Annotated in this window: 27 protein-coding genes and 1 pseudogene; 21 read left to right on the forward strand and 7 right to left on the reverse strand. The window is 66.6% G+C overall.

Features of this window, described 5'->3' with window-relative positions; genetic code table 11:
* Positions 1 to 101 precede the first annotated feature (101 nt).
* The 3 genes from HWX09_RS33885 to HWX09_RS23340 all read left to right on the forward strand — a co-directional run bounded on the left by HWX09_RS33885 (position 102) and on the right by HWX09_RS23340 (position 2,479).
* Positions 102 to 236: a hypothetical protein gene (locus HWX09_RS33885; RefSeq protein ID WP_256980710.1), complete on the forward strand. Its 135-nt coding sequence runs from the start codon at positions 102 to 104 to the stop codon at positions 234 to 236.
* A gap of 312 nt (positions 237 to 548) precedes the next feature.
* Positions 549 to 1,502, forward strand: coding sequence for a GlxA family transcriptional regulator (locus HWX09_RS23335; RefSeq protein WP_027785908.1), 954 nt, complete (start codon positions 549 to 551; stop codon positions 1,500 to 1,502).
* Between the two features lie 335 nt (positions 1,503 to 1,837).
* Positions 1,838 to 2,479: a response regulator gene (locus tag HWX09_RS23340; RefSeq protein ID WP_027785907.1), complete on the forward strand. Its 642-nt coding sequence runs from the start codon at positions 1,838 to 1,840 to the stop codon at positions 2,477 to 2,479.
* A gap of 260 nt (positions 2,480 to 2,739) precedes the next feature.
* Here the strand turns inward: HWX09_RS23340 and HWX09_RS23345 are convergent, their stop codons facing one another.
* On the reverse strand, positions 2,740 to 3,981 hold the full coding sequence (locus HWX09_RS23345) for a sensor histidine kinase (protein ID WP_080681400.1): 1,242 nt from the start codon (positions 3,979 to 3,981) through the stop codon (positions 2,740 to 2,742).
* A 267-nt stretch (positions 3,982 to 4,248) separates the two neighbouring features.
* Here HWX09_RS23345 and HWX09_RS23350 point away from each other — a divergent pair, with 267 nt between their 5' ends.
* The 10 genes and pseudogenes from HWX09_RS23350 to HWX09_RS23395 all read left to right on the forward strand — a co-directional run bounded on the left by HWX09_RS23350 (position 4,249) and on the right by HWX09_RS23395 (position 12,378).
* Positions 4,249 to 4,806 (forward strand): DUF3331 domain-containing protein, encoded by a 558-nt coding sequence (locus HWX09_RS23350; protein WP_230469152.1) that lies wholly within the window; start codon positions 4,249 to 4,251, stop codon positions 4,804 to 4,806.
* Positions 4,807 to 4,986: 180 nt separating this feature from the next.
* The gene (locus HWX09_RS23355) at positions 4,987 to 5,313 is read left to right on the forward strand and encodes a response regulator (protein WP_230469151.1); all 327 of its coding nucleotides are present in this window, start codon (positions 4,987 to 4,989) and stop codon (positions 5,311 to 5,313) included.
* A gap of 107 nt (positions 5,314 to 5,420) precedes the next feature.
* Positions 5,421 to 6,275: an alpha/beta hydrolase gene (locus HWX09_RS23360; protein ID WP_027785903.1), complete on the forward strand. Its 855-nt coding sequence runs from the start codon at positions 5,421 to 5,423 to the stop codon at positions 6,273 to 6,275.
* A 98-nt stretch (positions 6,276 to 6,373) separates the two neighbouring features.
* The gene (locus HWX09_RS23365) at positions 6,374 to 7,093 is read left to right on the forward strand and encodes a hypothetical protein (protein WP_027785902.1); all 720 of its coding nucleotides are present in this window, start codon (positions 6,374 to 6,376) and stop codon (positions 7,091 to 7,093) included.
* Positions 7,094 to 7,103: 10 nt separating this feature from the next.
* Positions 7,104 to 8,150, forward strand: coding sequence for an alcohol dehydrogenase (locus tag HWX09_RS23370; RefSeq protein ID WP_027785901.1), 1,047 nt, complete (start codon positions 7,104 to 7,106; stop codon positions 8,148 to 8,150).
* Positions 8,147 to 8,866: a hypothetical protein gene (locus tag HWX09_RS23375; RefSeq protein WP_027785900.1), complete on the forward strand. Its 720-nt coding sequence runs from the start codon at positions 8,147 to 8,149 to the stop codon at positions 8,864 to 8,866. The genes HWX09_RS23370 and HWX09_RS23375 overlap by 4 nt, the downstream gene beginning before the upstream one ends.
* Before the next feature lie 44 nt (positions 8,867 to 8,910).
* Positions 8,911 to 9,765, forward strand: coding sequence for an alpha/beta hydrolase (locus HWX09_RS23380; RefSeq protein WP_027785899.1), 855 nt, complete (start codon positions 8,911 to 8,913; stop codon positions 9,763 to 9,765).
* A 66-nt stretch (positions 9,766 to 9,831) separates the two neighbouring features.
* Positions 9,832 to 10,136 (forward strand): annotated as a pseudogene (locus HWX09_RS23385) (zinc-binding dehydrogenase); the annotation flags it as partial.
* Positions 10,133 to 10,954 carry an alpha/beta hydrolase gene (locus HWX09_RS23390; RefSeq protein WP_027785897.1) on the forward strand — a complete coding sequence of 274 codons (822 nt, stop codon included), beginning with the start codon at positions 10,133 to 10,135 and terminating at the stop codon, positions 10,952 to 10,954. The pseudogene HWX09_RS23385 and the gene HWX09_RS23390, both read left to right, overlap by 4 nt.
* A 59-nt stretch (positions 10,955 to 11,013) precedes the next feature.
* On the forward strand, positions 11,014 to 12,378 hold the full coding sequence (locus tag HWX09_RS23395; RefSeq protein WP_027785896.1) for an FAD-dependent oxidoreductase: 1,365 nt from the start codon (positions 11,014 to 11,016) through the stop codon (positions 12,376 to 12,378).
* Between the two features lie 131 nt (positions 12,379 to 12,509).
* Here the strand turns inward: HWX09_RS23395 and HWX09_RS23400 are convergent, their stop codons facing one another.
* Together HWX09_RS23400 and HWX09_RS23405 are read right to left on the reverse strand one after the other, a co-directional pair.
* Positions 12,510 to 13,241, reverse strand: a complete 732-nt coding sequence (locus HWX09_RS23400; protein ID WP_027785895.1) for a LytTR family DNA-binding domain-containing protein — start codon at positions 13,239 to 13,241, stop codon at positions 12,510 to 12,512.
* Between the two features lies 1 nt (position 13,242).
* Positions 13,243 to 14,316, reverse strand: coding sequence for a histidine kinase (locus HWX09_RS23405; RefSeq protein WP_034185496.1), 1,074 nt, complete (start codon positions 14,314 to 14,316; stop codon positions 13,243 to 13,245).
* A gap of 229 nt (positions 14,317 to 14,545) precedes the next feature.
* Between HWX09_RS23405 and HWX09_RS23410 the strand changes: the two genes are divergently transcribed.
* On the forward strand, positions 14,546 to 15,079 hold the full coding sequence (locus HWX09_RS23410; RefSeq protein WP_027785893.1) for a hypothetical protein: 534 nt from the start codon (positions 14,546 to 14,548) through the stop codon (positions 15,077 to 15,079).
* Positions 15,080 to 15,270: 191 nt separating this feature from the next.
* Here the strand turns inward: HWX09_RS23410 and HWX09_RS23415 are convergent, their stop codons facing one another.
* The 4 genes from HWX09_RS23415 to HWX09_RS23430 are packed head-to-tail and all read right to left on the reverse strand — an operon-like array spanning position 15,271 to position 19,436.
* The gene (locus HWX09_RS23415) at positions 15,271 to 16,533 is read right to left on the reverse strand and encodes a hypothetical protein (protein ID WP_027785892.1); all 1,263 of its coding nucleotides are present in this window, start codon (positions 16,531 to 16,533) and stop codon (positions 15,271 to 15,273) included.
* A gap of 3 nt (positions 16,534 to 16,536) precedes the next feature.
* Positions 16,537 to 17,286 carry an outer membrane lipoprotein-sorting protein gene (locus tag HWX09_RS23420; RefSeq protein ID WP_227789682.1) on the reverse strand — a complete coding sequence of 250 codons (750 nt, stop codon included), beginning with the start codon at positions 17,284 to 17,286 and terminating at the stop codon, positions 16,537 to 16,539.
* A gap of 51 nt (positions 17,287 to 17,337) precedes the next feature.
* Positions 17,338 to 18,735: an FtsX-like permease family protein gene (locus HWX09_RS23425; protein ID WP_027785890.1), complete on the reverse strand. Its 1,398-nt coding sequence runs from the start codon at positions 18,733 to 18,735 to the stop codon at positions 17,338 to 17,340.
* Positions 18,732 to 19,436 carry an ABC transporter ATP-binding protein gene (locus HWX09_RS23430; protein WP_027785889.1) on the reverse strand — a complete coding sequence of 235 codons (705 nt, stop codon included), beginning with the start codon at positions 19,434 to 19,436 and terminating at the stop codon, positions 18,732 to 18,734. Before HWX09_RS23430 ends, HWX09_RS23425 begins: the two co-directional genes overlap by 4 nt.
* Before the next feature lie 445 nt (positions 19,437 to 19,881).
* On the opposite strand from HWX09_RS23430, the gene HWX09_RS23435 reads away from it, so the two are divergent.
* The 7 genes from HWX09_RS23435 to HWX09_RS23465 all read left to right on the forward strand — a co-directional run bounded on the left by HWX09_RS23435 (position 19,882) and on the right by HWX09_RS23465 (position 25,667).
* Positions 19,882 to 20,265: a hypothetical protein gene (locus tag HWX09_RS23435; protein ID WP_230469150.1), complete on the forward strand. Its 384-nt coding sequence runs from the start codon at positions 19,882 to 19,884 to the stop codon at positions 20,263 to 20,265.
* Entirely contained in the window at positions 20,262 to 20,633 is a 372-nt protein-coding gene (locus HWX09_RS23440) for a hotdog fold domain-containing protein (protein ID WP_027785887.1), read from the forward strand. Before HWX09_RS23435 ends, HWX09_RS23440 begins: the two co-directional genes overlap by 4 nt.
* The gene (locus tag HWX09_RS23445) at positions 20,630 to 21,358 is read left to right on the forward strand and encodes an SDR family oxidoreductase (protein ID WP_027785886.1); all 729 of its coding nucleotides are present in this window, start codon (positions 20,630 to 20,632) and stop codon (positions 21,356 to 21,358) included. Before HWX09_RS23440 ends, HWX09_RS23445 begins: the two co-directional genes overlap by 4 nt.
* Positions 21,359 to 21,383: 25 nt before the next feature.
* Positions 21,384 to 21,740, forward strand: coding sequence for an acyl carrier protein (locus tag HWX09_RS23450; RefSeq protein ID WP_027785885.1), 357 nt, complete (start codon positions 21,384 to 21,386; stop codon positions 21,738 to 21,740).
* Positions 21,741 to 21,835: 95 nt separating this feature from the next.
* Positions 21,836 to 22,933 carry a beta-ketoacyl synthase N-terminal-like domain-containing protein gene (locus HWX09_RS23455; RefSeq protein ID WP_027785884.1) on the forward strand — a complete coding sequence of 366 codons (1,098 nt, stop codon included), beginning with the start codon at positions 21,836 to 21,838 and terminating at the stop codon, positions 22,931 to 22,933.
* Complete coding sequence (locus tag HWX09_RS23460; RefSeq protein ID WP_027785883.1) at positions 22,930 to 24,204, forward strand: beta-ketoacyl-[acyl-carrier-protein] synthase family protein; 1,275 nt, start codon at positions 22,930 to 22,932, stop codon at positions 24,202 to 24,204. The genes HWX09_RS23455 and HWX09_RS23460 overlap by 4 nt, the downstream gene beginning before the upstream one ends.
* Positions 24,201 to 25,667, forward strand: a complete 1,467-nt coding sequence (locus HWX09_RS23465; protein ID WP_027785882.1) for an AMP-binding protein — start codon at positions 24,201 to 24,203, stop codon at positions 25,665 to 25,667. The genes HWX09_RS23460 and HWX09_RS23465 overlap by 4 nt, the downstream gene beginning before the upstream one ends.
* Positions 25,668 to 25,690 lie beyond the last annotated feature (23 nt).

Here is a 25,690-nt window from a genome sequence, read left to right on the forward strand (position 1 = left end):
GAACGCATCGCGCGGACCGCGAACGCCGCTCGCCGGAAATGCATCTGTGCGGTCATATCGATCGATGAAATCGTTCGATATGCGCAATACCCGTCGTCCGCATGACGATGCGTTTACGCAACAGCGTGGCGGCGCTGCTCGTCCATCTCGAAGCACGGGCTGCGCGCAAAGACGTTGTTCCTGACGAGACCGACGTCGAAAATTCCGGCGGCGGCATCCATAGTCGGATCGGTTGACGCTTGCCGGCGTCCGGTTTCACCGGGTTGTTCGGAGGCGCAGCGGCCCGAATTGGCTATCGCCACAGGCGGCCGGTGAACGACAGGGAACAATGGCAAGCCGACCGGAGAGGGGCCCGCCAAATGAACGTCGGTGCGGCTCGTCGCGTGACACGCGCGCGGAACGATCCGACCATGCGCTCTCGCCGCGAAAATCTTGTAGCATCACCAGCGTGCCGGTAGGCATGCCGCCATCCCCGCTGCATGCCCATTTTCTCGTTTGTCGCGGCGCCGCCGGTGCCCGCCGTCGGCGCCGATTCGCGTGAGGTCAGTATGCGTCGCATTGGGCTTGTCCTCGTCCCCCAGTTCCAGGTGATGAGCTTACTCGCGTTATCGGTGTTCGATATCGCCAATCTCCGGGCCGGGCGTTCTCTGTACGAAGTCAGCGTCATTTCGGAAGACGGCGGGCCGGTCGAAGCGTCGTTCGGCATGTACGCGTCGACCAAGCCGGCACAGACGTCGGATCTGCACACCGTATTCGTCGGCGCATCGCTGTCGAAGCCCCCGCTCACGGACGGGATGCGCGAGTTGTTGCTCGATCTGTCGGGAAAAGTCGAGCGGATGGCGTCGATTTGCCTCGGCGCGTTTCTGCTGGCCGAGGCGGGATTGCTCGATGGGCGTCGTGCCACGACTCACTGGGCGTTCGTCGACCGGTTCAGGGATGGCTATCCGGCAGTGACGGTGGAGAAGGATTGCATCTTCGTGCGCGACGGCAATGTATGGAGTTCCGCCGGCATGAGTACCGCCATCGACATGGCGCTTGCGATGCTCGAGGAAGACCTCGGACCGGATGCCGCGCTGGAGGTCGCAAGGGATCTTGTGCTCGAGCGCTGGCGGCGTTCGGGATCGCAGCCGCAAACATCGGTACTGCTCGAGCATCCCGCACGCACCAACCGGATCCACGACGTCATCACACACATTCGGGAGAATCTCGGCACCGAACTGAGTGTCGAAAAACTGGCCGACGTGGCGAGAATGAGCAAGCGCCAGTTTACGCGTCGCTTCAAGGATGAAACGGGCCTGACGCCGGCAAAGGCGGTCGAGCGCATCAGGCTGGAAACAGCGAGGGATTTCGTGACGAGTTCGTCATGGACGATCGATACGATCGCGCGCGAAACCGGATATGCGGACCCGGAACGCATGAGGCGGTCGTTCCTGCGCGCATTCGGGCAGCCGCCGCAGGCGATGCGGCGAGGGCGCAAGCTCGAACCCACGGGCGCCGACTGAAGCGTTCGCATGCGCAGCCGTGCCCAGCATGGCACGAAACGAGGGAACTGCGTCCCTCCGCGCGCATTTTTCCCCCCTAGAATGATCGCTGTCCGGATGGCATCGGTTCCGGGATGCGTCGGCCGAGGATGTCGGCTCAACGGAGCGTGTGCCACCAGCCGGCACGGATACCCATGCGCGCCGCGTACCGGTTCGCGTGCGGCGCTTCGTGCACCGCAGCCGTGCGTATCGAAGGTCGGTGACACGCCGCCTTGGGCGCACCCGGGTTCGGCATCCGTCGCGGAATTCGTCCGCGGCGATGAACCATAATTGAATGGACGGTTGAAACCCACGATATGTCAGTCGTAGCGACGAAAGACGATTCGACGCCCGTCGTGTACATCGTCGACGACGATTCCGCGATGCGCGCGTCGCTCGATACGCTGTTGCGCTCGATGGGCCTGCGCGTCGTGACGTTCGCGAGCACCGCGGAGTTGCGCGCGGCGCAATTGGAAGACACGTCGAGCTGCCTGCTGCTCGACGTGAGGCTGCGCGGAGAGAGCGGGCTGGTGTTCCAGCAGGCCACCGACCGGCCGCCGGTCCCGATCGTCGTCATCACCGGCTTCGCCGACGTCGACATGTGCCGCAAGGCGCTGAAGGGCGGGGCGGTCGATTTCCTGGTGAAGCCCTTCACGGATCAGGAATTGATCGACGCCGTGAACCTCGCGCTATCGCTCGATGCGGCACGGCGTACGCACGACTGCACGCGCCAGCGACTGCAACAGTCGTTCGAGCAGCTCACGCGCCGCGAGCGGGAAGTGCTCGCATACGTGGTGGGCGGCGCGTTGAACAAACAGATTGCTTCGCACCTCGGGTTGAGTCTGATCACGATCAAGCAGCATCGCGCGTCAGTGATGCGCAAGATGAATGCTTCATCGTTGGCGGACCTCGTGCGCAAGTCGCAAGCGATCGGCGTGCAGCTGTCGGCCGCCCGTTAGCGGCGCGCGGCGTGCGGTGCGCGTCCCACCGGCACGCCGATCCTCGCGAAATACTCGCGACGCGTCGGGCGGCGAGGTTCGCCGCGGCGTGTGCGGCGGTGTCGAGCCCTTCGTCGGAGCGGGAGTTCGTGACTTGATCCGGTCACGGCCTGCCGGCGTGCGATATGCGACGTTCGCACGCCGTTCCGCGATCGTCGCGCACGCCATGCTCGCAGCGTACTGAAGCGCTCGACCGGAGGCGTGACACATGCCCAGCGCGATCAAGCGGCCACGGCACCAGCGCCCCGGCGCGCGGGAAGGGCGAACGAGAAGGCGCACCCCGTTCCCGGTTCGCCGCGGGCCCAGATCCGGCCGTTGTGCGCGTCGACGATCGAGCGTGCGACGGTCAGGCCCATTCCCATGCCGTCGCGCTTGCTCGTGAAGAACGGCTGGAAAAGCTGTTCGATCGCTGCCTGTTCGACCCCCGGCCCTGTATCGCGCACGTCGAACACGACCTCTTCCGCGCTCGCGGTGACCGACACGGTCAGCGTACGCTCGCGCGACGGGCCGATATCGATTGCCTGGATGCCGTTCAGCAGCAGATTCGCGAGAACCTGCTGGATTTGAACCGGGTCGGCGAATACGCGCGCGTCCGGATCGATCTCAAGGTCGATGCGAACGCCCTTTGCACCGGCTTCGGGCGTGATCAGGAACAGCGCGGCATGCACGGCCTCCGACGCCGCGAATTCGACGAACTGGACAGGCGCTTTACCGATGAAGCCGCGAATCTTGCGGCATATCTCGGTCGCATCGCGCGCCCAGCGAGCGGCGCAGGCGATTGCGGCCTTGGCCTCGTCGATGTCGGGCTCGTCGCGTGCCAGCCAGCGCAACGCGGCCTCGGCCGATGAGCCCACGGCCGACAGCGGCTGACTGACCTCATGCAATATCGACGCCGACATCTCGCCGAACAGCGAAACGCGCGCCGCGCGCGCGGCCTCCGCCCGCAACGCGTCGAGCCTGTCGGCGTTTTCCTTCTGCTCGGTCACGTCGAACGCGTAGAAATGCAGCCGCCGGTAACCGTCCTCGTTCTTCGGCAGCGAACAGCGCCACACGATCGGCACACTGCGACCCTTGAGGGTCACCAACGTGTGTTCGCCCTGGCAGGTCGGGCGATCTTCGTAGATCGCGCGCAGCACCGCGTTGTTGCAGAGCCGGTCGGCCGGCAACAACACCGCCGCGTGTTCGAGGAAATGCGTTGTCGATTCCGCTTCCAGCAGCGTCACCACCGCATCGTTGGCGGCGACCAATGCGCGCAGCGCGTGAAGGTCGGAGACGGCCTGCGAATGCTCGTCGAAATAGCGGTCGATATCGACGACGCCCGACTTCCGCAATTCTTTCACCGCCCGATAAATGCGCGACCAGTCCTCGATCAGGATCGGTATCGGCGCCGACTGAAAAAGCTCGCTGTCCGCGGGATGGGCGCCCGGGAGTGGATCGAGCGCGAGGGCTGGGGACGTGGACATGGAGACCTGATGTTCGCGCTGAGGCTCGCGCACTGCGAGCGAAACCGGAGAGCCGGCGGTAAAGGAGCGGGGCGACGAACGAAGCGTTGCGTCCGCCCTCGAAGCAGTTGCAACTATAAGGCAGAACGTCGCGTCTCGCTTGGCGTGACAGGGGGCGCGGCCGAAGCGCATGGAGGGGCGACGTCGCGGTGCAAACCTTGGTATGGGGGAGCATCGACCACAGGCTGATGGATGGCGGGAAGTCGTTCGAATAGACTCGGTTTCAACGTGAGCGAAGCGTATCGCGCCGGAACTCGAACAGGCTCGACCTTCGCGGTTTCGACGGCGTGCGCACGTTGCGCGCACCACTGCGCGTCCGATGCGAGAGGAACGGTAGATATGGCACAGCCTGGGTTTGCTTACGACGATGTGTTCGAAGGTGCGCTGATGCGCTTGCTCGATCCGTCGAGACTGCCCGGCACGCGCGACGGTCCGGCAGGCGCGGCAGGCCGGCGGATGCGGCGCGTGCGTATTGCGCGCGGCGACGGTGCGAGCGGGGTGGCGGCGCCGGCGGCCGCCCGAGTCAGGATCGTCGAGATTTTGTCCGATACGTCGGTCAGTGTGCGCTGGAGCGATCCGAGATCCGGACATTTCGGCGAACAGGTTTGGCGGTGCGTGACCGCGCGAACCGCATCACGCTGCGTACTGACCGGCATGCCGATCCATTGCGGCGATCGCGTGTATCGGCCGCAAGGGCGCGGCCGCACCGTTCCGTGCAACTGGGACCGGATGATTCATGCGGCCGCCGTCGCTTCGAGGTCGTCGCACGATGCCAGCGACGAGTGAAGCGCGGGCGGGCGCGGTGGGTATGGGCGGAGCCATACCTCGGCATGATTGCCGGCACAGGGTGCGACGGATACGCTGTCCGGAATCCTGTTGCGTTCCCGGCGCCGCCGGCGAGCGTGGCATCACGCGAGACACGCTGTGCACGACAAGACGGTTTGCATCATCGACGATGAAATGGCGATGAGACAGTCGCTGGAATCGCTCGTGCGCTCGATGGGTGTCCGCGTGAGGCTGTACGCATCGGCCGAAGCGTTTCTCGAGCACGACGGGAGCGCGCCGTCCCACTGCATCGTGTGCGATATCCAGATGTCCGGCATGTCGGGCATCGAGTTGCTGGCCGTACTGCGCGCAGGGTGTTGCGACGTGCCGATCGTCTTCGTGACCGCGCACCCGAGCGCGCGCCGCATGCTCGAAGCGAGACGGCTCGGTGCATTGTGCGTGCTCGAGAAGCCGTTCGATCCGCGGGAACTCGTGCAGTGGGTGATGCGGGCGCTCACCGGATGCTGACGGCGCGGCATGGAGGCATACGCGTACGACAACGTCGCGTTTGGGACGCGTCATCGCGATTGCGCGTTTCCACCACAAGGTTTCGTTTTCAAACGACGGGAGAAGTTATGGCAAACGATACACCGAGCCTCGGCGCGAGAACGCAGTTCGTCGACGTCGACGGGCGACGCCTCGCGTACCGCACCTTCGGCAGCGGAACGCCGATCGTGCTGTGCGTGCGCTTTCGCGGAACCATGGACACGTGGGATCCGCTGTTCCTCGACAGCCTCGTCGAACAGGGGTTCCAGGTCACGATTTTCGACTACAGCGGGCTCGGGCAATCGACCGGCGAGCGCACTTACCACCCCGCGTCGCTCGCGAAGGACGCGATCGACCTGATCGTCGGTCTGAAGCTGGAGAACGTCGTCATCGGCGGATGGTCGGTCGGCGGAATGGCCGCTCAGATCGTGCTCGCGAAGGCGCCGCAGCTCGTCACGCATGCGGTTCTGATCGCGACCACGCCGCCGGGTCGACTGGTCAAGCCCGGCGAGCAGCTGTTCTACACGATGGCAAAGCGCGAAAACGACTTCGACGATTTCGTCACGCTGTTTTTCGAGCCGACCTCGCCCGCGAGCCGCGCGGCGGCCGAGCAGGCCGCGGCGCGGCTCGCGCAACGCACGGTCGATCAGAGCCCGGCCGTGCCGGTCGAATGGGCGGGGCAGCAGGTCGGCGACGGCCCGCGAAACCCGGCGTTCCCGGTCGACGCCGTGCTCGACGCGCTGAGGTCGACGTCGATACCGGTTCTTCATGTCGGCGGCGATCACGACATCGTGTTTCCGGTGGAGAACTGGTATGCGCTCAACGGTCAGCTTCCGACGCTGCATCTCGTGACGCTGCCGCGCACCGGGCACGGGCCGCAACTCGAGTATCCGGTGGTTTGCGCCAAACATATCGCGGCGTTCGTCGGCGCAGACGCCGGCTGATCGCACACGCGAAAGAGAAGGGGCGCGGCAGCACGCCGCCGATCGAACCCTGCTCTGAAGAATTGAAGAAGATATTGTCGAATTGATCAGGATTACAAATGGAAGATCTGGTTGAGTTTGCGATTCGCGCGGCAGGCGGCATGGAGCGCTTCATGAGCTTTCGCAGCGTATCCGCGCAGTTGCACCACACGGGCGTGATCTGGTCGCTGAAGCAGCGCGACGGCGTGCTGACCGATTCGCGCGTGACGGTGCAGTTGCACGAGCAACAGGTGTCGCACGCGCCGTTCGCGCCGACGACGGATCACTCGATCTATACGCCTTCACGTGTCGAGATCCGGCGGCCGGACGACAGCGTGGTCGATGCGCTCGACGCGCCTCGCGCATCGTTCGACGGCTACGAAATGGACACCCCGTGGTCGAATGCGCAGCTGGCCTACTTTGCCGGCTACACGATGTGGACGTATCTGACCTCGCCGTTTCTGCTGCGGCACAGCGGCGTGAAGAGCCGGGAAATCGAGCCGTGGGTCGTCGACGGATTGCCATGGCGGCGCTTGCGCGTCGAGTTTCCGGCGGAGATCGCGACGCACAGCGCGGTGCAGACGTTCTACTTCGACGCCGACGGACTGCTGCGCCGGCACGACTACGAGGTCGACATTCAGGGGCGCAACGCAGCGGCCCGATATCTCGGCGATTACGTCGAGGTGCAGGGCATCCGCATGCCGACGCGTTTTCGCATTTATCCGCGTACCGCGGAGAACCTGGCTCTGCCGGCGCCGCTGATCGTCGGCGTCGATCTGTCGAACTTCCGTTTCGAATAACGAGGACAACATGACACATTCAGCGACCTACCGCGCGGCGGTAGTCAAGGCGCCGGGGCAACTGGAACTGGTCGACCGGCCGATTCCCGAGCCGGCATTCGGGCAGGTCCGCATCCGCGTGGAAGCCTGCGGCGTATGCCACTCCGACAGCGCGACCGTCGAACGCCAGGCACCGGACGGCGCACCGCCGCGCGTGCCGGGCCACGAGGTCGTCGGGCGCATCGATGCGGTGGCCGATGGCGTCGAAGGCTGGCACGTCGGCCAGCGCGTCGGCGTCGGCTTCCTGGCTGGCGAAGACCGTACGTGTTCATCGTGCCGGCACGGCGATGTCGTGAACTGCGAGAACCCCGTGATCACCGGGATGACGACCGACGGCGGTTACGCGGAGATCATGCTGGCCGAAGCGCGCGGCCTCGTCCGTGTGCCTGACGATCTCGACGCGGCGGAAGCGGCGCCGCTGCTCTGTGCGGGGCTCACGACGTTCAATGCGCTGCGCAATGCCGACGCGCGGCCGGGCGACGTGGTGGCGATCCACGGCCTGGGCGGCCTCGGTCATCTTGCCGTGCAGTTCGCGAACAGGATGGGGTTCTACACCGTCGCGATCGCGCGCGGCGCCGACAAGGCCGCGCTTGCCGCGCAGCTCGGCGCGCATCGCTATATCGATGCTCGCACCGAGGACGTCGCCGCCGCGCTGCGTGCAATCGGCGGTGCGAAAGTCGTGCTCGGTACGGCGCCGACCGGTTCCGGGATGGCGGAAACCGTCGCGGGGCTGTCCGCGCGCGGCAAGCTGATCGTCGTCGCCGTGCCGGGCGAGCCGATCGCGGTGAATGCGGTCGACCTCGTGTTCGGCGGCCGTTCCGTCGTCGGCGCGCTGACCGGCACCGTGGCGGACAACGAAGAGACGCTCGCGTTCGCACGGCTGCAGAACGTGCGGCCGATGATCGAGACGTTTCCGCTCGAGCAGGCGCAGGCGGCATACGACCGCATGATGCGCGCCGACGTCCGGTTCCGCGCGGTACTGACGATGAATTCCACACCCACAGGAGTTACCGCATGAACGCAATCGCTCAATCCGTCATCGATGCCCACGGTGGGCTCGACCAGTGGCGCAAGTTTCGGCAGGTTCGCGCACGCCTCGTTCAGGGCGGCGCCCTGTGGGGCCTCAAAGGTCACGCCGGCGTGATGGACGACACGACCGTCACCGTCGCGACGGATCGTCAATGGGCGTCGCATGCGCCGGTCGGTGAATTGGCCGCGCGCAGCGAATTCACGGGCAAGCGCATCGCACTGCTCGATTCGTCCGGGCGGGTGCTGGCGGAGCGCGAGCAGCCGCGCCGGTCGTTCGACGGACATACGCTGGAAACGGGCTGGGACGCGCTGCAGCTCGCATTCTTTGCCGGATGCGCGATGTGGACGTATCTGAACGCACCGTTCGTGCTTGCGTGGGACGGCGTGAGCTGTGAAGAGGACGGCATCTGGAACGAGCAGGGCGAACCGTGGCGCAGGATTCGCGTCCACTACCCGGATACGCTCGAGGTGTTCAGCAAGACGCAGACGATCTACGTCGGGCCCGATGGCCTGATTCGCCGTCTCGACTACGACGTCGAAATCGCCGGCAACACGCCCGGCGCGCATTACGTCAGCGACTACACGACCGTGTCCGGCATCCGTTTCCCGACGAAGCGCCGCATTTATCCGCGAACGCCGGACGGGCACGCGCTACCGGAACCGCTCGTCGTATCGATCGACCTGCACGACATCGCGCTCGGCTGAGAGCGAACCGCGGCGCGCGGCGCGCGCCCACCGAGGATCCAACCATGACCGAAATCGCATCATCCATTGCTCCGACTCGCTACGTCGACGCATCCGGCGTGCGCTATGCGTATCGCCGTTTCGGCAACGAAGGTGGCGGGCGGCCGCTGCTCTGCCTGCAGCACTTCACCGGCACGCTCGACAACTGGGATCCCGCGATCGTCGATGCGCTCGCGCGGGATCGCGAAATCATCCTGTTCGAGAATGCCGGCGTCGGCCGTTCCGGCGGAGAGGTGCCTACCTCGATTGCGCAAATGGCGGAGCACGTGCTGCACTTCGTCGATGCGCTTTCGATCGGCAGGCTGCACATCCTGGGATTTTCCCTCGGCGGCTTTCTCGCACAGGACATCGCGATCGCGCGGCCCGAACTGGTCGAGCGGATGATCCTGTCCGGCACCGCGCCCGAAGGCGGCGAGGGCGCCGGGATGGACCGCCCGGAGCTGCTCGCGATCTATACGGACGGCGGGATGCCGATGAGCGACAAGCTCAAGCGCCTGTTTTTCCCGGCGACGCCGGTCGGCCAGGCAGCGGCGGCCGCGTTCGTCGATCGCCTCGACGCGCGCACCGCCGAGCGCGATTTGCCGGCCGGGCCGCAAGTCGCATCCGCGCAACTGCAGGCGATGATCGGGTGGGCCAACTGGAGCGGCGACGTGGCCGGCAAGTTGAGCGGGATCAAGCAGCCCGTTCTGGTCACCAACGGCGACGACGACCACATGATTCCGACCGCCAACAGTTTCGTGCTCGCAAAAGGCTTGCCCGATGCGACGTTGATCGTCTACCCGAATTCCGGTCACGGGGCGCTCTTCCAGTACGCGCCGGCGTATGTGTCGCACGTGCGGGAATTCCTGCGAGGCGCTTGAGCGCCTCGTGCACCCTGTCAAGGAGCCGAAGATGAAAGCCGTTGTTTATGCCAGGGCCGGCGTACCGATCCCGACACGCTCGATGCGATGCCGCTGAAGCGCAAATCCATTTCGCTCCATTGGAATTCATGTTCACGCGTTCGATGTCCCGGACGCAGGACAGGGACCGTCAGCATGCGCTGCTCGCGCGCGTGGCCGCGCTGATCGACGACGATGTACTCAAGGGCACCGCCGGCGAGCATTTCGGCAAGAGCGATGCGGCGAACGTGCGGCGCGCGCGCGCACTGACAGAAGCAGGGCGCGCGAAGGGCAAGATCGTGCTCGAAGGATTCCGAGCGTATCTCGACATCACTCCATTTGAACCAACATGACGACCATCACCACCCAAGACGGCACGCAGATTTTCTACAAGGACTGGGGCACCGGCCGCCCGGTCGTTTTCTCGCACGGCTGGCCGCTGAACGCCGATGCATGGGACGCGCAGATGCTGTTTCTCGTGCAGCACGGCTACCGCGTGATCGCACACGACCGGCGCGGCCACGGCCGCTCGGGGCAACCGTTCGCCGGCAACGACATGGACACGTATGCCGACGACCTTGCGTCGCTACTCGATGCACTCGACGTGCGCGACGCGACGCTGGTCGGCCATTCGACGGGCGGGGGCGAAGTCGCGCGCTACATCGGCCGTCACGGGACGAAGCGCGTCGCGAAAGCCGTTCTGATCGGCGCCGTGCCGCCGATCATGCTGAAAACCGACGCTTATCCGGGCGGTTTGCCGCGCGACGTGTTCGACGGAATCCGCAGCGGCGTGGCTGCGAACCGTTCGCAATTCTATCGCGATCTCGCGGTGCCGTTCTTCGGTTTCAACCGGCCGGACGCGAAAGTGTCGGCGGGCACCGTCGATGCGTTCTGGGCACAGGGCATGACGGGCGGCATCCATGGGCAGTACCAGTGCATTCGCGAATTCTCGGAAGTCGACTACACGGAGGATCTGAAGAAGATCGACGTGCCCACGCTGATCCTGCACGGCGACGACGACCAGATCGTGCCGATCGACAATACAGGCCGGCTGTCAGCGCGGATCGTGAAACATGCGACGTTGAAGGTCTACGAAGGCGCATCGCACGGCATGTGCGTCGTCGATGTCGATCGCGTCAATGCGGACCTGCTCGCGTTCCTGCAGTCGTGACGCGGGAACGCGCACGATTCGTATGCGCTGGGGATAACAAATGAAATCTGGAGAGCAGAATGGCAAACGTCAAACGGGTTGAATACCTGTTTCTGGGCGGCGGCAAGGGTGGAAAATCACTCGCGATGGACATGGCCCGGCAAGGCAAGCGCGTTGCGGTGATCGAGCGGGGGATGATCGGCGGGTCGTGCATCAATGTCGCGTGCATCCCGAGCAAGGCATTGATTCACCATGCGCGGGCGATGCACGCATGGCGGGAAGCGGCGCAACGGGCGGATGTCACCGCGGATATGGCCGCCGTTTCCTCGTACGTTGCGTCGGTCGTGGACGGGATGGTCGACGTCAATCGCCGCGCATTCGCGCAGTCGGGGCTCGAACTGGTGATCGGGACCGGACGGTTCGTCGCGCCGCGAGCCATCGCCGTACGCGCGGCCGACGGGACCGAAACGATCTACGAGGGCGAGAACGTCTACATCAACACCGGCACGGTCGCGTCGGTCCCGGACGTGCCGGGCCTGAGGGACGCGCAGCCGCTCACACACGTGGAGGCGTTGCGCCTCGCGACGCTTCCGGCGCACCTCGTCGTCATCGGCGGCGGCTATATCGGGCTCGAGATGGCGCAGGCATTTCGGCGGCTCGGCAGCGCTGTCACCCTCGTCAGCGATACGCCGCGCGTGGCGATGCGCGAAGACGACGATGTCAGTACGGTCATCCAGCAGGCGCTGACCGACGACGGCATCCGGCTCGAACTGGCTGCAAAACTCGTCGACGTGCGCGGGAAAAGCGGCGAGCGTGTCACGGCGAGGCTGGCCGACGGCCGCGTCGTCGAAGGCTCGCACCTGCTGGTCGCAACCGGGCGCACGCCGCAGACTACCGGCATCGGACTCGATCTTGCCGGCGTTGAGACGAACGAGCGAGGGTTCATCAAGGTCGACCATCAACTCGCGACGACCGCGGAACGTACGTGGGCGATCGGCGAAGTCGCGGGCACGCCGATGTTCACGCATGCATCGTTCGACGACTACCGCGTGCTGAAAGCCGGTATCGAAGGCCGACCGGCAAGCACCGCGGAGCGCATCATCCCTTATGCGCTGTTCATCGATCCGGAGCTCGGTCGAATCGGGCTGAACGAAACCGATGCGACTTCGCGAAACATCGATTTCCAGGTCGCGAAGCTTCCGATGGCGTCCGTACCGCGGGCACGCACCGACGGCAACACGCGGGGCTTCATGAAGGCACTCGTGGACCCGGGCACCGGTGCGATTCTGGGGTTCACGATGATCGGCACGGGCGCCGGAGACGTAACGACCGCCGTCCAGATGGCGATGCTCGGCGGGTTGCCGTATACGGCGGTGCGCGACGCGATCATCGGCCACCCGATCGTTTCGGAAGGACTGAACCTGCTGTTCGCGACGTTGCGTTGAGTGTGACGCTGCGGGGAGAAGGGGCCACCGTGCGGTGGCCCGCCGAAAGCGCGCCGGATGCTGCGTCGCGCATGCCGGATCAGCACAGCGCGGGATTGCGCAGGCGGTGGATGTGACTTTGCATAATTCGATCACATCTGCTTGAAGAGACCCGCACAAGCACGGCTAACCGGCAAAACGTCTCCACTTCCGCGCAAATGGATGCGCTGGCGACCAAGCAGGTCGCGTTCGATATGGTCGATCGCTGCATAGGCGACGATCACGCCGCGATGCACCTGCGCGAAACGCGCGCTATCGAGCCGCGGGAGCATTTCCTTGAGGGGAGTGCGGATGATGTGCCGGTCGCTCGCGGTCACGACCTCCGTGTATTTGTCCGCGGCCTGGAAATACAGCACCTCGTCCACCGAGACGAGCCGGGTCGTGTCCCGGAGGCCAACGGTCAGCCACCGGATGGGCGCGGTATCCCGCTGCTCCTGCGTGCTTGCCAGCAGCGCGGTGTCGGTCGGTGCGGGGCCGCCGCGCTGCAGTTTCACGATGCAGCGGAGCAGGCGGTCGTCGGTCACGGGTTTCAGCAGATAGTCGATCGCCGACTGGTCGAACGCCTGAACCGCGTACTCGTCGTAGGACGTCACGAATACAACGTGTACGTGCGGCACGAGACTCGCGATCTTCAGCCCGTCGATACCAGGCATCCGGATGTCGAGGAATGCGAAATCGGGGCGCTTTGCATTCAGCTCGGCGAGCGCGTCGACGCCGTTGCGCGGCATCCCGACGATCTCGAGTTCGGGCCACAGCGTACCGAGGCGCGCGGCGAGTTCGGCGGACAGGTTCGGTTCATCGTCGGCGATCAGGGCTGTCGGCATATCAGGCGATAGGGATCTGCAAGGTTGCGGTCACGCCCTGCATGGCGTCGGCATTCGTGCCGACCGACACGCGGCCGCGCTCGCCATAAAGGCTGATCATCCGGGCGCGGACGTTCGCGAGTCCCACGCCGCCGTGCAGCTTCGTGTTGCCGTTACCGAGCCCCACGCCGGTGTCGCTCACGCTCAGGACGAGGAGGTCGCCGTCGCGCGTCCCGCGAATGCACACTTCACCGCCGTCGACCGACGGCTCGATGCCGTGCAGCAATGCATTCTCGACGAGGGGCTGCAGCAGGAGGGGTGACAGAGGCAGAACCCGCAGTGCATCCGGCACGGCGATCGTATAACGCAGGCGATCCTGGCCGAGCCGGATCGTCGCGATCTTCAGCAGCGCCTCGACCAGTTCCAGTTCTTCCCCCAGGGTGGCGGTGGCCTTGCGCGTGCGCCCAAGGCTCGCGCGCAAATAGCGGTTCAGGCTGTCGAGCATCGTCGTGGCGCGGGCCGGATCGCGCTCGATCAGGCTCTGCACGTTGGCCAACGTATTGAACAGGAAATGCGGTTCGATCTGGGCCTGCAGCAGGGCGAGCCGCGCGGCCGTTTCGGCTTGCCGCGCCTCGGCGGCCTCGCGCCGCTGCGTCTCGAGCGACGTGCGCATGCGTGCGGCCTGTACGAACACCGAGACGAATGCGCAGGCGGCGCCGGCGACGATGAACGAGGAGCCGTACGCCAGCCAGACCTTGACGCCCGCATGTCCGATCAGGTGCGGGACGTGCCCGACCGTGGAGGCCGCGACCTCGAAACCGATGAATACGCTCGCCGGTGCGACGATCAGAATCTTCGGCACCAGCGCGAGTTTGCCGCGCACGAGCCTGTCGATCGCGATGCCGAGCAGCGTCGCGCTGAAACCGATGCCGTTCGCAACGACCAGGTAGGGCAGTAGCGCCTCGTTGCGCCGCGTCGCCCAGAAGATCAGTCCGACCGCCGAATTGAAACAGAAAAGACCCAGCAGCGAGCGGCCTCGATGCGCGGGGCCGACGTAGGGTTCGGACGACAGGAATGCGAGCAGCTTGCTTGACATGGCAGCGAGCGGGGGCGGATTGCGGAGATGTTAGCGCAATTCGCGACGGCGTAGCTATCGGCGGTCGGCCGGGACGCGCGTGCGGCGGCCCGCGCGGACGTTCGCCCGACCTGAGGGCAGTTCGTCGGTCGATTTCCACCGTTCATCGCAAAGCGCGGCGCGCGGTCCGGCCGGTCGCTATAGTCGCCGACATGTCCGCTGGTTGCGGCGCTCCCGGATAGGTACCCCCATGCCACATTTCCCTGCCTACGTTTATTTCTTGTTCTGCGTGCTCGTCTATATCGGCGTGAAGCGCTGCTTCGTGCGCGAAGTCCGGCCCGTCCGTCCGATCCTTTTTCCGGTCGTGTTCGTCGGTCTCGGCCTGTCCAGCCTCGACCACCTGTTTCCAGGGGCGGGCGCCGATACCTACGCGGCGGGCTTCGCGATGCTCGGGTTCGGCACGGCGGGCGGATGGTTCCACGCGAGCCGCTGGCGCCTGCAGTTCAGGACTGGTCCGGAAGGCATGCTCGTGCGCCTGCCGGGCGACGCGAGCCTGCTGGTCACGCTGCTCCTGACGTTCGTTGCCGAAACGTTCATTCATTACGCGATCGCGACCTCGCGGCCGTGGGCGGCGACCGGCGCCTTCGCGTCCCTGTCGTTCGCGGTCTGGGGCGGGCTCGTCGGCATGCCGCTCGGACGTGCGATCAACGTGGTGACGCGCTGCATCCGTCACGCAAACGGCGCGGCGGCGGACGGCGGCGGGTCTACGCTCGAGTCGCGCTGAGCGCGGCGGGGGCGGCGAGAGCGGACGGCGCGGTTCGTCGCGATTTCCGGCGGGCCGAGTGTTGTTCATGCCGTCCTTTCCCGAATGATAGAGGCCCGTCCGACGTCACACCATTTTCCGCGCCCGCCGCATCGCGCCGGGCGCGTCTGGCATGATGCGTGCCGGCGGCTACGCTTGCCCCGTTTCCCTGTTCAAAAGAAGAACGTCGCGATCGCCTGCACGATCTGGCTTTGCGCCTGTGCGCCGTAGACGCTGTGCGCCGAGCCGTGGTTGCTCTGCCATTGCACGGCGAAGTCGGTGCGGGGCCAGTGGTAGCGCGCTTCGAGCCACGTGAAGTAGCTATGGTCGTCGAGGTTGTAGCGCGCCATCGCGGTCAGCCCCAGATGCTGGACGAAGGCGTCCGGCATCGATGCGTAGACGAACAGCGAGCGCCGCGTCATCAGCTCCTGCGCGATGCTCGCCGTGTCGCGATAGCGCCAGTATCGCGACGGATCGCTTTGCAGCGCCCGCCACGCGGCGGCGCTCGCGCTGGCGCCGTCGTAGTCGTACTCGAGCGTCAGCGACAGTTTGTTCGCGAAGGTGTGGGTAACGCCCGTCGCGAGCTTCGAGGCCCAGGACGACTCGGCCTGCGAGAAATCGGCGACCGCGCTGCCGCGACCGATTGCGTATTCGAGGAACCCGACCGTTGCATCGTCGATCAGCGTGGTGGCGTTCACCCCCAGCTGCGGCGCAATGCCTTCGCCGCCATACAGCAGCCACTGCGGCGAGAAGTTGCCGAACAGCCGCTGCGACCCGCTCAGCATGTAGCGGGTGCGCGCGTTCGTCGCGCCGAGATCGGGATTGAAGGTTGCATCGTTCGGATGCGTGTCGAGCCGCGGCGACACCAGGGCGGTCATGGAGCCGCCGCTCCACAGCAGTTGCCCGCGCGCCATCACGCTGCCGAGCCGGTTCTCGCGCAGGCTCTCGGGATCGATCGACACGACCGAGCGCAGCGCGCCGGCCTTGAAGAAATCCGTGGGATTGAAGCCCGACGCAACCCCTTCGCGCAGGTTCACGCGGCCGACGTCGACGATCGCGTTCGGGCCCGCCTGCCAGCTCACGTAGGCCTGCTTGAGCGTGTCGACCGCGTTGTACTGCGACGTGCCCGCACGCCATCCCGCATCGAAGCGATTCGAAACGATCGCCCGCCAGTTGCCGGCCGTGCCGTCGTACGACAGCGTGTTCGATATACGCGCGTTGTCGTTGAGCACCACGGGCGCGGTCTGGCTTGCCGCCGTGTAGTTCGCCGCGGCGGCCTCGAACGTGCCGCGCCAGTTGCTCGGCATCACGGGCGCCGCCGTCGCCGTGTCGGCGAGCCGCAGCGCGTCGCCGTCCGCGTCGTCGGCCGCGAGCGCGGCCTGCGCGGCTGCGAGGCCCGCCGCGCAGACCAGCACCGCGACCCGGGATCGCGCCATCGTCTAGTCGGCCTTGAAGCGGGACAGGTACGCGCGCTGCAGCCATGCGTCAGGAATGTCGCGCCACGCGTAATCGGAGTAGCGCATCACCGTGACCCAGCCGGGATCGAGCCCGTCGATGATGACGGTTTCCGTCGGCCGCGCCGCGCCCAGCTGATCCTGGTAGTGCCGGTAGTACGCGATTTTCAGCACGCTGCCGCTCGCCGCGAAGAAGCGTGCCTTGACCGGCCGCTTCGTATCGCTCGCGATCCACAGATCGATCGCGTGGTACGTGACGTCCGGCGCGCGCGCCGTCAGGCGCAGCCGGTAGCAATGCCGAGTCTGGTGCTCGCCGTCCGCCACGTTTTCCTCGCCCGCGAGCGACGCATCGTAGTCGTTTGCCCAGTTGACGGTCACGACGTCGCCGTTCGCGGCCTGGCCGAGCAGGCGCTGCTGCGGCGAGATCCGTACGCTGGCCTGGCTCGACGGATCGTAGAACCACAGGTCGTTGCCGTTCTTCAGCATCAGCTTGTTCGCGTCGCGGGCCGGGGCGACGAACTGCACCAGCGTGCGGAACTGGCTGGTTGCCGGGTCCGCCTTCGAGTAGATCTTCAGCACCTCGGCGTCCGTCTGCTGTCCGTTGCGAAATTCGAGCAGCGTCGTCGTCAGGCCGAACGGTTTGTCGGGGTTGCGCACCGCGTCGCTTTGCGCGAGCAGCTGTTGCGCCGACGGATCCGCCGCCGCCGCTGCGGTAGCGGCGATCGCGAGCAGCATCGCGGCGGCGCGCACGATCCGGATGGGGAATCTCATGGTGGCGGCTCCTGGTCAGGCGAAGCGCAGCGCGTCGACGATCGGCAGGCGGGCAGCGCGGTGCGCGGGCAGCCAGGCCGAGAGCGTCGCGACCACCGTCACGCCGAGCGCGTAGCGCGCAATCATCCCGAACTCGCCCCACACGCGTACCGACAACGCGACGGGATCGGTCTGTCCGGGCGGCGTCCAGTGCAGGCCGGCACGGTTGATCGCGACACCGGCCGCGAGCGCGAGGACGGTGCCCGCAACCGCGCCGCACATGCCGAGCAGGCACCCTTCGCAGACGAACAGGCGGCGAATGCCGGCACCGCGCAGGCCGAGTGCGCGCAGCGTGCCGATCTCGTGCGTGCGCTCCATCACGGCCATGTTCATGGTGTTGCCGACCGTGAACAGCACGATCGTGGCGATCAATACCGCGATGAAGCCGAAAATCGCGCCGAACATGCCGGTGACCTGGCCATACTGCGGATTCAGCGTCGCGAAGCCGAGCACCTCGAGCGGCTCGCCCGCGAGCCGGGTGCGTAGCAGCGTCTGGATGCGTGCGCGTGCAGACGGCAGATCGACCGTGTGCTTCAACTGCACGACGATGGATGTCACCTTCGCATTCGGGCCGCTGCCGTAGACGAGCTGCTGCGCCTGCGGCAGATGCACCTGTACGAACATGTCGTCGATCTGCTTGACGCCTTGCTTCTGCGCCGCGATCACCGACAGTTCGGCGACGTTCGGTGCGCCGTACGCATTCGACGTCAACAGCTCGAGGCGGGCGAGCCCGTTGCGATGCGCGGGCTTCGCGGCGGCCTCGGCCTGCGAGAGCGACGCGATGTCGTCGGGCATGTCCGACGCGCCGGCCGGGGCGGCCGTCACCGGATCGCGGCAATCGGGTACCCGCAGCGCGTCGCACAGGCGCAGCACGCGCGCGACACCCGTGCCGATTACGGCAGCATTCGCCGCGCTGCCGGTCAGTGCAAGGGGAGTCGCCCGGTCGGCGAAGCCGTAGTCGTTCCACTGGCGCATCCGGTTCTGGTCGGCCACGACGATCCCGCTGCCCGAAACGGTGCGCGACACGCCCGCCGTGAAATTGCCGCCGATGCCGTTGATCGTCAGCACCGGCGTCACGACCGTCACCTCCCGTGCCAGCTCGGGATCGCCGAGCACGGTGTCGATGACCTTCCGGTAGTCGGCAATCCCGTACGAGACGGGGTCGCCGCTGCCGTACAGGAAATAGTCGCGGTGCTGGATCTGCAGATGACCGCCCTGGCGCACGTAGCTGGTCTGGAGTCCGTAATTGATGTTGCGCGCGTAGCCGCCGAACAGCAGGATCGCGGCCAGGCCGACGACCATCGCGAGCAGCGTGGTCGACGAGCGGCGGCGGTTGCGCAGCAGGTTGCGGAAGGCGAGAACCCAGAGGTTCATTGGCAGGCCTCCTCGTGCAGGGTAGCCGAGCGGGTCGTGACGACGCGCCCGTCGCAGATCGTCGCGACATCGTCCGCGGCGGCGATCACCTGCGGGTCGTGCGACGAAAATACGAACGACGTCGTGTGCTCGCGCTGCATCGTGCGCATCAGCGCGATGATGGTCGCGCCCGTCGCGCTGTCCAGATTGGCGGTCGGCTCGTCGGCCAGAACCAGCGCCGGCTCGGTGACGAGCGCGCGTGCGATCGCGACGCGCTGCTGCTGGCCGCCCGACAACTGGCCGGGCCGGCGATTCGCCTTGTCGCCCATGCCGACGGCATCGAGCAGCGCGAGCGCCCGTTCTCGTCGCCGCGCGCGGGCGACGCCCAGCAGGGTCAGCGGATATTCGACGTTCTCGAACGCGCTGAACACGGGCAGCAGGTTGAACGACTGAAACACGAAGCCGACGTGGCGTGCGCGGAAATCGGCTAGCGCATTCTCGCGCATCGCGTCGATTCGTTCGCCCGCGACCGTGATGGCGCCGTGCGTCGGGCGATCGATGCCGCCGAGCAGGTTGAGCAACGTCGTCTTGCCGCTGCCGGACGGCCCCGACAGTACCGTGAAGCGGTTCGCGAGAATCTCGAGCGACGCATCGTCGGCCGCGGCGACCGCGAGCGGGCCGGTTCCATAGTTTTTCGTGACATGACTCAAGCTGGCCGCCAACACGGACACCTCCCAAGGTATTCGATCGATGTCGCTACCTTAGCGGCACCCGCGGCTCCGTATTGCGCAGTGCGACGAACGGCGCAACGCGCGGACGAACGGCATTCCTCCCCGACGAACGGCGGCCGTCGGCAACGCCGTCGCACGCCGGCGCGGCGAGCGGGTCGCGGCCCGCCGTCGGCCGCACCCCCGCGTTGCATTCCATCGGCCCCATGCGCGGTTCGTCGCCCGTTTCTGCAATTGGTCGCATGATCGTTTCTTTCGGCGACGAATCGATACACTCGCAGCCGATCAGCACTTGATCCGCACGACATCGGCCGACGTGAGAGCAGTCACCGGGGTGCGAGAAGCCAAAACACAGACATAACAAGGCATAAAAATGAGACATACCAGGTTTGAGAGGGGGAGCGAGACGGCGCGGCCTGGCTTTCTTGCCCTTTGTCGCGTGATCCGCGATCCGTCCGATCCCGCGCGTTTCGCGGGCGATGCGGATCCGCGGCGGTATGGCGACTGGTCGAGCGCACGGCCGGGGCTGCTCGTCATCGAGGCGCTGCATCAGTTCGCGGTCAAGGCGGCGCGCACGATGCACGGCGAGCCGGCGCTGATGGTACCGGCGCAGCTGCGCGAGCTGACGCTGCACCGCGTCGACGGCCATCCGCGGCTGGCGCTGGCCGGCACCGTCGCGAGACACGGCGACGGGTACCGCGTCGAGGTGTCGGCGCGCGACGCCGATGCCGGCACGTTTCCAGCCGTCGCGTCGGGTACCGTGTTCGTCGCGCTGATGCCGGCTCACCTGCACGCGTCGGCCGCACCGGGAGACCGGCCATGATGCCCGCGATCGCAACGCCGGCGGCTACCATCACCGGCGATCAGTTCGGCGTGATCGACGTAGCGAGCGCCGCGCCGCTCTTCGACGAACACTTCGAGCAGTTTCCCGTGCTGCCCGGTTCGTTCAGCCTCAGCCTGGCGATCGCGATGCTGTTCGATGCACTCGGCCTCGCGGCGAACCGGCCGATTCCGGCGCTCACGCTCCGCAAGATCAGCTTCATCTGCCCGGTACGGCCGGGCGAGCGCCTGACCGCGCGCCTGCGGCGCCTGCAGCAGGACGGGGCGCGCACCACCGCGCACGTCGAGCTACGCAATGCGAATGGCCAGGGCGTGATGGACGGCATCCTCAGCTGGGAGCACGACGCATGACGAAGCTCGCCATCGTCACGGGCGGCACGCGCGGGATCGGGCGCGCGATCGTCGATGCGCTGGTCGCCGACGGCCACACCGTCTACTTCACCTACCGATCGAATCCTGAATTGGCCGACGCACTGGAGCGTGCGTACGACGGCGCGGTGCGCGGCTTTCGGGTCGACGGCGGCGACTGGGACGCCGTGCAGGCGTTCGCCGACCATGTGAACGCGGAAGCGGCCGTCGACGTGCTCGTGAACAACGCAGGCATCAACGACGACGCGCTGCTGATCGGCAGCCCGTTCGCCCGCTACTGGGAAACGTTACGGATCAACCTCGGCGCGACGATGGCGTTTTGCCATGCGTTCGGCGAAGGGATGCAGTCGCGCCGGCGCGGCGCGATCGTCAACGTGTCGTCGATCGCCGCGCGCAAGCCGAAGACCGGCAACGGCGCATACGGCGCGTCGAAGGCGGCGATCGAGCGCTTCACGAAAACGCTCGCGCTCGAGATGGCGCGCTTCGGCGTGCGCGTCAACGCGGTCGCGCCGGGGTTCGTGCGCTCCGACCTGTTCGAGCGCTTTCTCGCGTCGCAGGACGCGGCGGCGTTCTACCGCCAGATTCCGATGCGGAAGATCCTCGAGCCCGAGCAGGTCGCGCGCACGGTCCTGCTGCTCGCGAACGGCTCGCTCGAAACGACGGGAAGCGTCGTCGATCTCGGCAATGGCGAAAACATCAGTGGCTGACCCAGTGACTCAAGGAGAGTGGACCATGAAGGAAGACATCAAGAACATCGTCGCGCAAATCCTCTATCTGAGCGGTCCCGAGCAGGTGGCCGACTCCGCGTCGCTGTTCCGCGAGCTGAACATGAGCTCGATCGACTACGTCGACCTGTGCTACGAGCTCAAGGACAAGGTGGACAACCGCATCAGCCTCGAAAACCTGTGGCCGTTCAACCGGATGCTGCTCGATCCGCAATGCCACACCGGCACCGAGTGGACCGACGCAGGCTGGCAGCAGGTGTGCGACGTGATGCGCTGGAACGATCACGAGAAATGCAGCCTGCAGGATCTCTACGAGCACTTCTCGGTGAACTACATCGAGCGCCGCATCGCGCAGTTCAGCTGATCCGGGCGTTCCGTCCGTGTCGCAGGAACGCCGCACCGTGCGCCGCGGCATCGCGCGCCCGCCCGGTTTTCGACTCACGTGAATGGGGACTTGCCATGTCGTACATCACCGGCCTCGGCATCGCGACGGCCGCCTTTCCCGACATCGCGTCGCTGCTGGACGTCGACTTCGCCGCGCGCAAGCCGCTCGCACCGGCCGCGAAGCCTGGCGACTACACGCGCGCCAACCTGCCGTTTCCGCTCGTGCAGCGCATGGCGCGCGAGGATCGTTCGCTGCTGAACCCGGGGTCGCGTCTCGCGCTGCAGGTGGCCGCCGAGGCGTTTGACGCGGCATCGGCCGGCCGACCTTACACGGCCGAAGAGCGCGAGCGGTTTGCGGTATTCACGGGGGTCGAGGGCGAAGACGCGACGATGGCCGTGCTCACGCCGCTGCACGAGCGTCACGGCCTCGACGGCTGCCGCTACTTCGGCGAGGTCAAGGCGGACCTGAATCCGCTCGACATGCTGCGCCTGCTGACCACCAACGCGCTGTACCAGATATCGAAGCTGTTCGAACTGCGCGGCGAAGGCTATCCGTTGCAACGGATGTCGCTGACCAGCCTGTGTGCGCTCGAGGAAGCGCACCGGCAGATCGAGGGCGGCGCGATCGACCGGGCCGTCATCGCGGCCGTCGGCGATATGACGTCGGCCGACAACGTCGCGGCGTTCGAGAAGATGGGCCTGTTGCGAACGACGTCGCACCCGGTCGGCATCGTTCCCGCGTTCGGGGCCGTCGGCGCGGTCGTCGAACGCACGCCGCGCGACGGGCGCACGCCCTGCGCGCAGGTGCTCGACGTTCATTCGCTCTACAAGCCCGATACGTCCGTGTCGAGCGCCGACTGGTCGAGGCTGTTCGCCCGCTTTCCCGGCGAGGCCGCGCTCGGCGTGCCGCACGTCGTGCTGTACCAGAACGGAGAACCGTCGCTCGGCAAGGCGGAGCGCAATGCCGTGCAGCATGCGTGGCCGAATGCCGTCATGCACGCATACAAGCCGCATGTCGGCTATACCGGACGGGCTAACAACCTGATCGATCTGGTCCTCGCCATCGCGGATCCGGCCATTCCTGTCGGCGCACCCGTCCTGGTCAACGGCATCGGCGTGTCGTCGGGCCTCGGTGCGATCCTGGCACGCAAGCTGAGCGGGGTGGGGCGATGAAACCGCGATCGGACGCAATCGTCATCAGCGCATTCGGCGCCGTCACGCCGCTCGGCGGCAGCTACGACGAACTTCACGCCGCGCTGCGCGAAGGCCGCTCCGGCATTCGCCGGATCGAGAAATTCGACTGCTCGACCTATACGACCCAGCACGCGGGCGTTCCCGACGAAGGCAACGAGCGCGTGCGCTGGCCTTCCGCACGGCGGATCGCGACCGAGCAGCTGTACGGCGATCTCGCCGCCGCGCGGCTGCTCGCGCAGGCGCCGTTCGTCGTGCGCAACTACGCGCCGGAGCGCATCGGCTGTCTGGTCGGCGTCGACGTGCCGGCCACCGACGTGCAGAGCGCGCTCGAGCTCGTCGACAAGGTCAATGGCGACAAATCGCGCGACGCGCTGATCCGCGTGCTCGTGTCGCACATGCGCATGAGCGAGTTCGTGAGCGGCGACGCGACCGCCGTGTTCGGCGCGATTCATCGCCACATTCCGTTCAGCGGCTGCGCGCTCGCGCACGTGGGCCTGTGCTCCGCGTCGCTGCAGGCGATCGGCATGGGCCTGCTCGCGCTGCGCCAGGGGCGTGTCGACGCGGCCATCGTCGGCGGCGTGTCCGGCAAGGTCAATCCGCTCAATCTCGCGCGACTCGAATCGCTCGACGTGATCTCGACCGACCTGAATCTCGATCCCCGGCACCGTTCGCGGCCGTTCGACACGCGTCGCTCGGGCTTCGTGCTCGCGGAAGGCGCAGTGCTGTTCCTGATCGAGCGCGAATCGGCCGTGCGCGCCCGGGGCGATACGCCGCTCGCGCGCGTCGCCGGCTACGGGGCGAGCCTGGCCGCCGAGCACATCGTCATTCCGCACCAGCAGTCCCTCGAGATGCGGCTCGCGATGCAGCGTGCGCTCGACGACGCGGGATGCGCGCCGGCCGATATCGACTACGTCAACGCGCACGGGACGTCGACGGTGCTCAACGACAAGCACGAATCGGAGGCGATCCGCGCGATCTTTCCGACGCGGCCCGGGATGCCCGTCACCGCCAACAAGTCGCAGCACGGTCACCTGATCGCGACGGCGGGCGCGATGGAAGTGCTGAACACGGCGATCGGGCTGCGGGAGGGTTTCATTCCGGCGACCATCAACCTCGACGAGCAGGCGCAGGAGTGCCCCGTCAACGTGGTGCGCGCGCCGACGCCCAGCGATGCGCGGCGCGTGCTCAAGAATTCGTTCGGCATGGGGGGCCTCGCGGCCTCGCTCGTGCTGGAAGGAGCGGCCGCATGAAATTCGCGTCGCTGCTTGCCCGAGAGGCGAACTGGCAGATCGTGCTGCACGGGGCGCGCCTGACGGCGGAAGACCTGCGCGCGCGCCTGAGGGCGGCTCGGCGTGCGCTCGGCGCGCTGGAGCCGCACTTACTAGGGCGCGGTTGCCTGATCGCGGTCGGCTTCTCGGGGTTCGATTATTTCCTGTTCACGCTGCTCGCATCGACGCTCGGCTGCCGGATCGTCCTGTGCGATCCGAAGATGCTGTCCGCCGCGCGGCACCAGTACCGGCTCGATGCACTCGCGGTCGTCTCGACCCGGTCGATCGCGTGCGACGGGCTGCCGGTCGTCGTGCTCGACCCGGCCATGGCCGATGCCGAAGCGCCCGGGCACGACGCGTTCGCGTGGGCCGATGCCGGCGCGCCGCGCGCGCAGATCGTCTTCATGACCTCAGGCACGACGAGCGCGCCGAAGCTGGTCGTCTACGACGAAGCCCAACTCGTCGAGAATGCGCTGGCGGTCGGCCGCTATCTGGGCGTGCAGCCGGGCGACGGCGTCCTGTGCATGTTCCCCACGCACTACATGTACGGGTTCTCGACGATGATGAACGGCCTGCTGGCCGGCGCGACCGTCTGGCTTGAACGGGCATCGCTGACCGCGCACGAGGTGCTCGGCTACCTGGGCGGCGGCCGGATCCGCTTCGTGCCGCTGATCCGCAGTATTGCCGAGCGCGTGTGCGACCTGGCCGAAGCGACGGCGGGCATGAGGTTCGACGGAATCGTCGTGCTCAATGCATCCGACCGCATCTACGCGGCGCAGGTGCGCCGCCTGCTCGCGCTCGGTGCTTGCGTGTGGAACAACTTCGGCCAGACCGAATCCGGGCCGCGGATCTTCGCGCTGCCGCTCACGCCGGACGATTTGCCGCGCGTCGATTCGTATTGCTTCGAGGGTGTCCTCGCACCGGGCCGCCCGATCGATCCGCGCATCGAGCTGTCGATCGTCGACGCGCAGGGGCGGCCGTGCGCACCCGGCGAGCCCGGCCATCTGCTTTACCGAACGCCGTATGCGATGCACGGCTATCTGCTGCCCGACGGCAGCCTGCGGCGGTTCACGACGCTGGAATCCGGCGACCTGGTGTTCCGCCGCGACGACGGCGTCGTGTTCTGGGTCGGCCGCAGGGATGAAACGGTCAAGTGCAACGGCCGGCTCATCAACGTCAGCCTGCTGCACCAGCATTTCGATGCGTTCGACGACATCGCGAAGAGTTATTTTCTCGCCGATCCACAGACCGGCGCGCTGACGGTGTTCGTCGTGCCCGGCCTGGCGCCGGCCGGTGCGAACGTGGATTTCAAGGCGCGCATCCTGAGCCGCTACCGGGCAGCGTTCCCGCTGTATCCGCGCATCGCCGACGTGCTGTTCGTCGACGACCTTCCGGTCACGAGCACCGGAAAGATCTCTTTGCGTCTCCTGCGCGAAAGCGCGTGATCGCGGCCTGAACCTGGAGCCCA

The sequence above is a fragment of the Burkholderia sp. BCC1208 genome (assembly GCF_902833095.1).
In the GTDB taxonomy this organism is placed as follows: Bacteria; Pseudomonadota; Gammaproteobacteria; order Burkholderiales; family Burkholderiaceae; genus Burkholderia.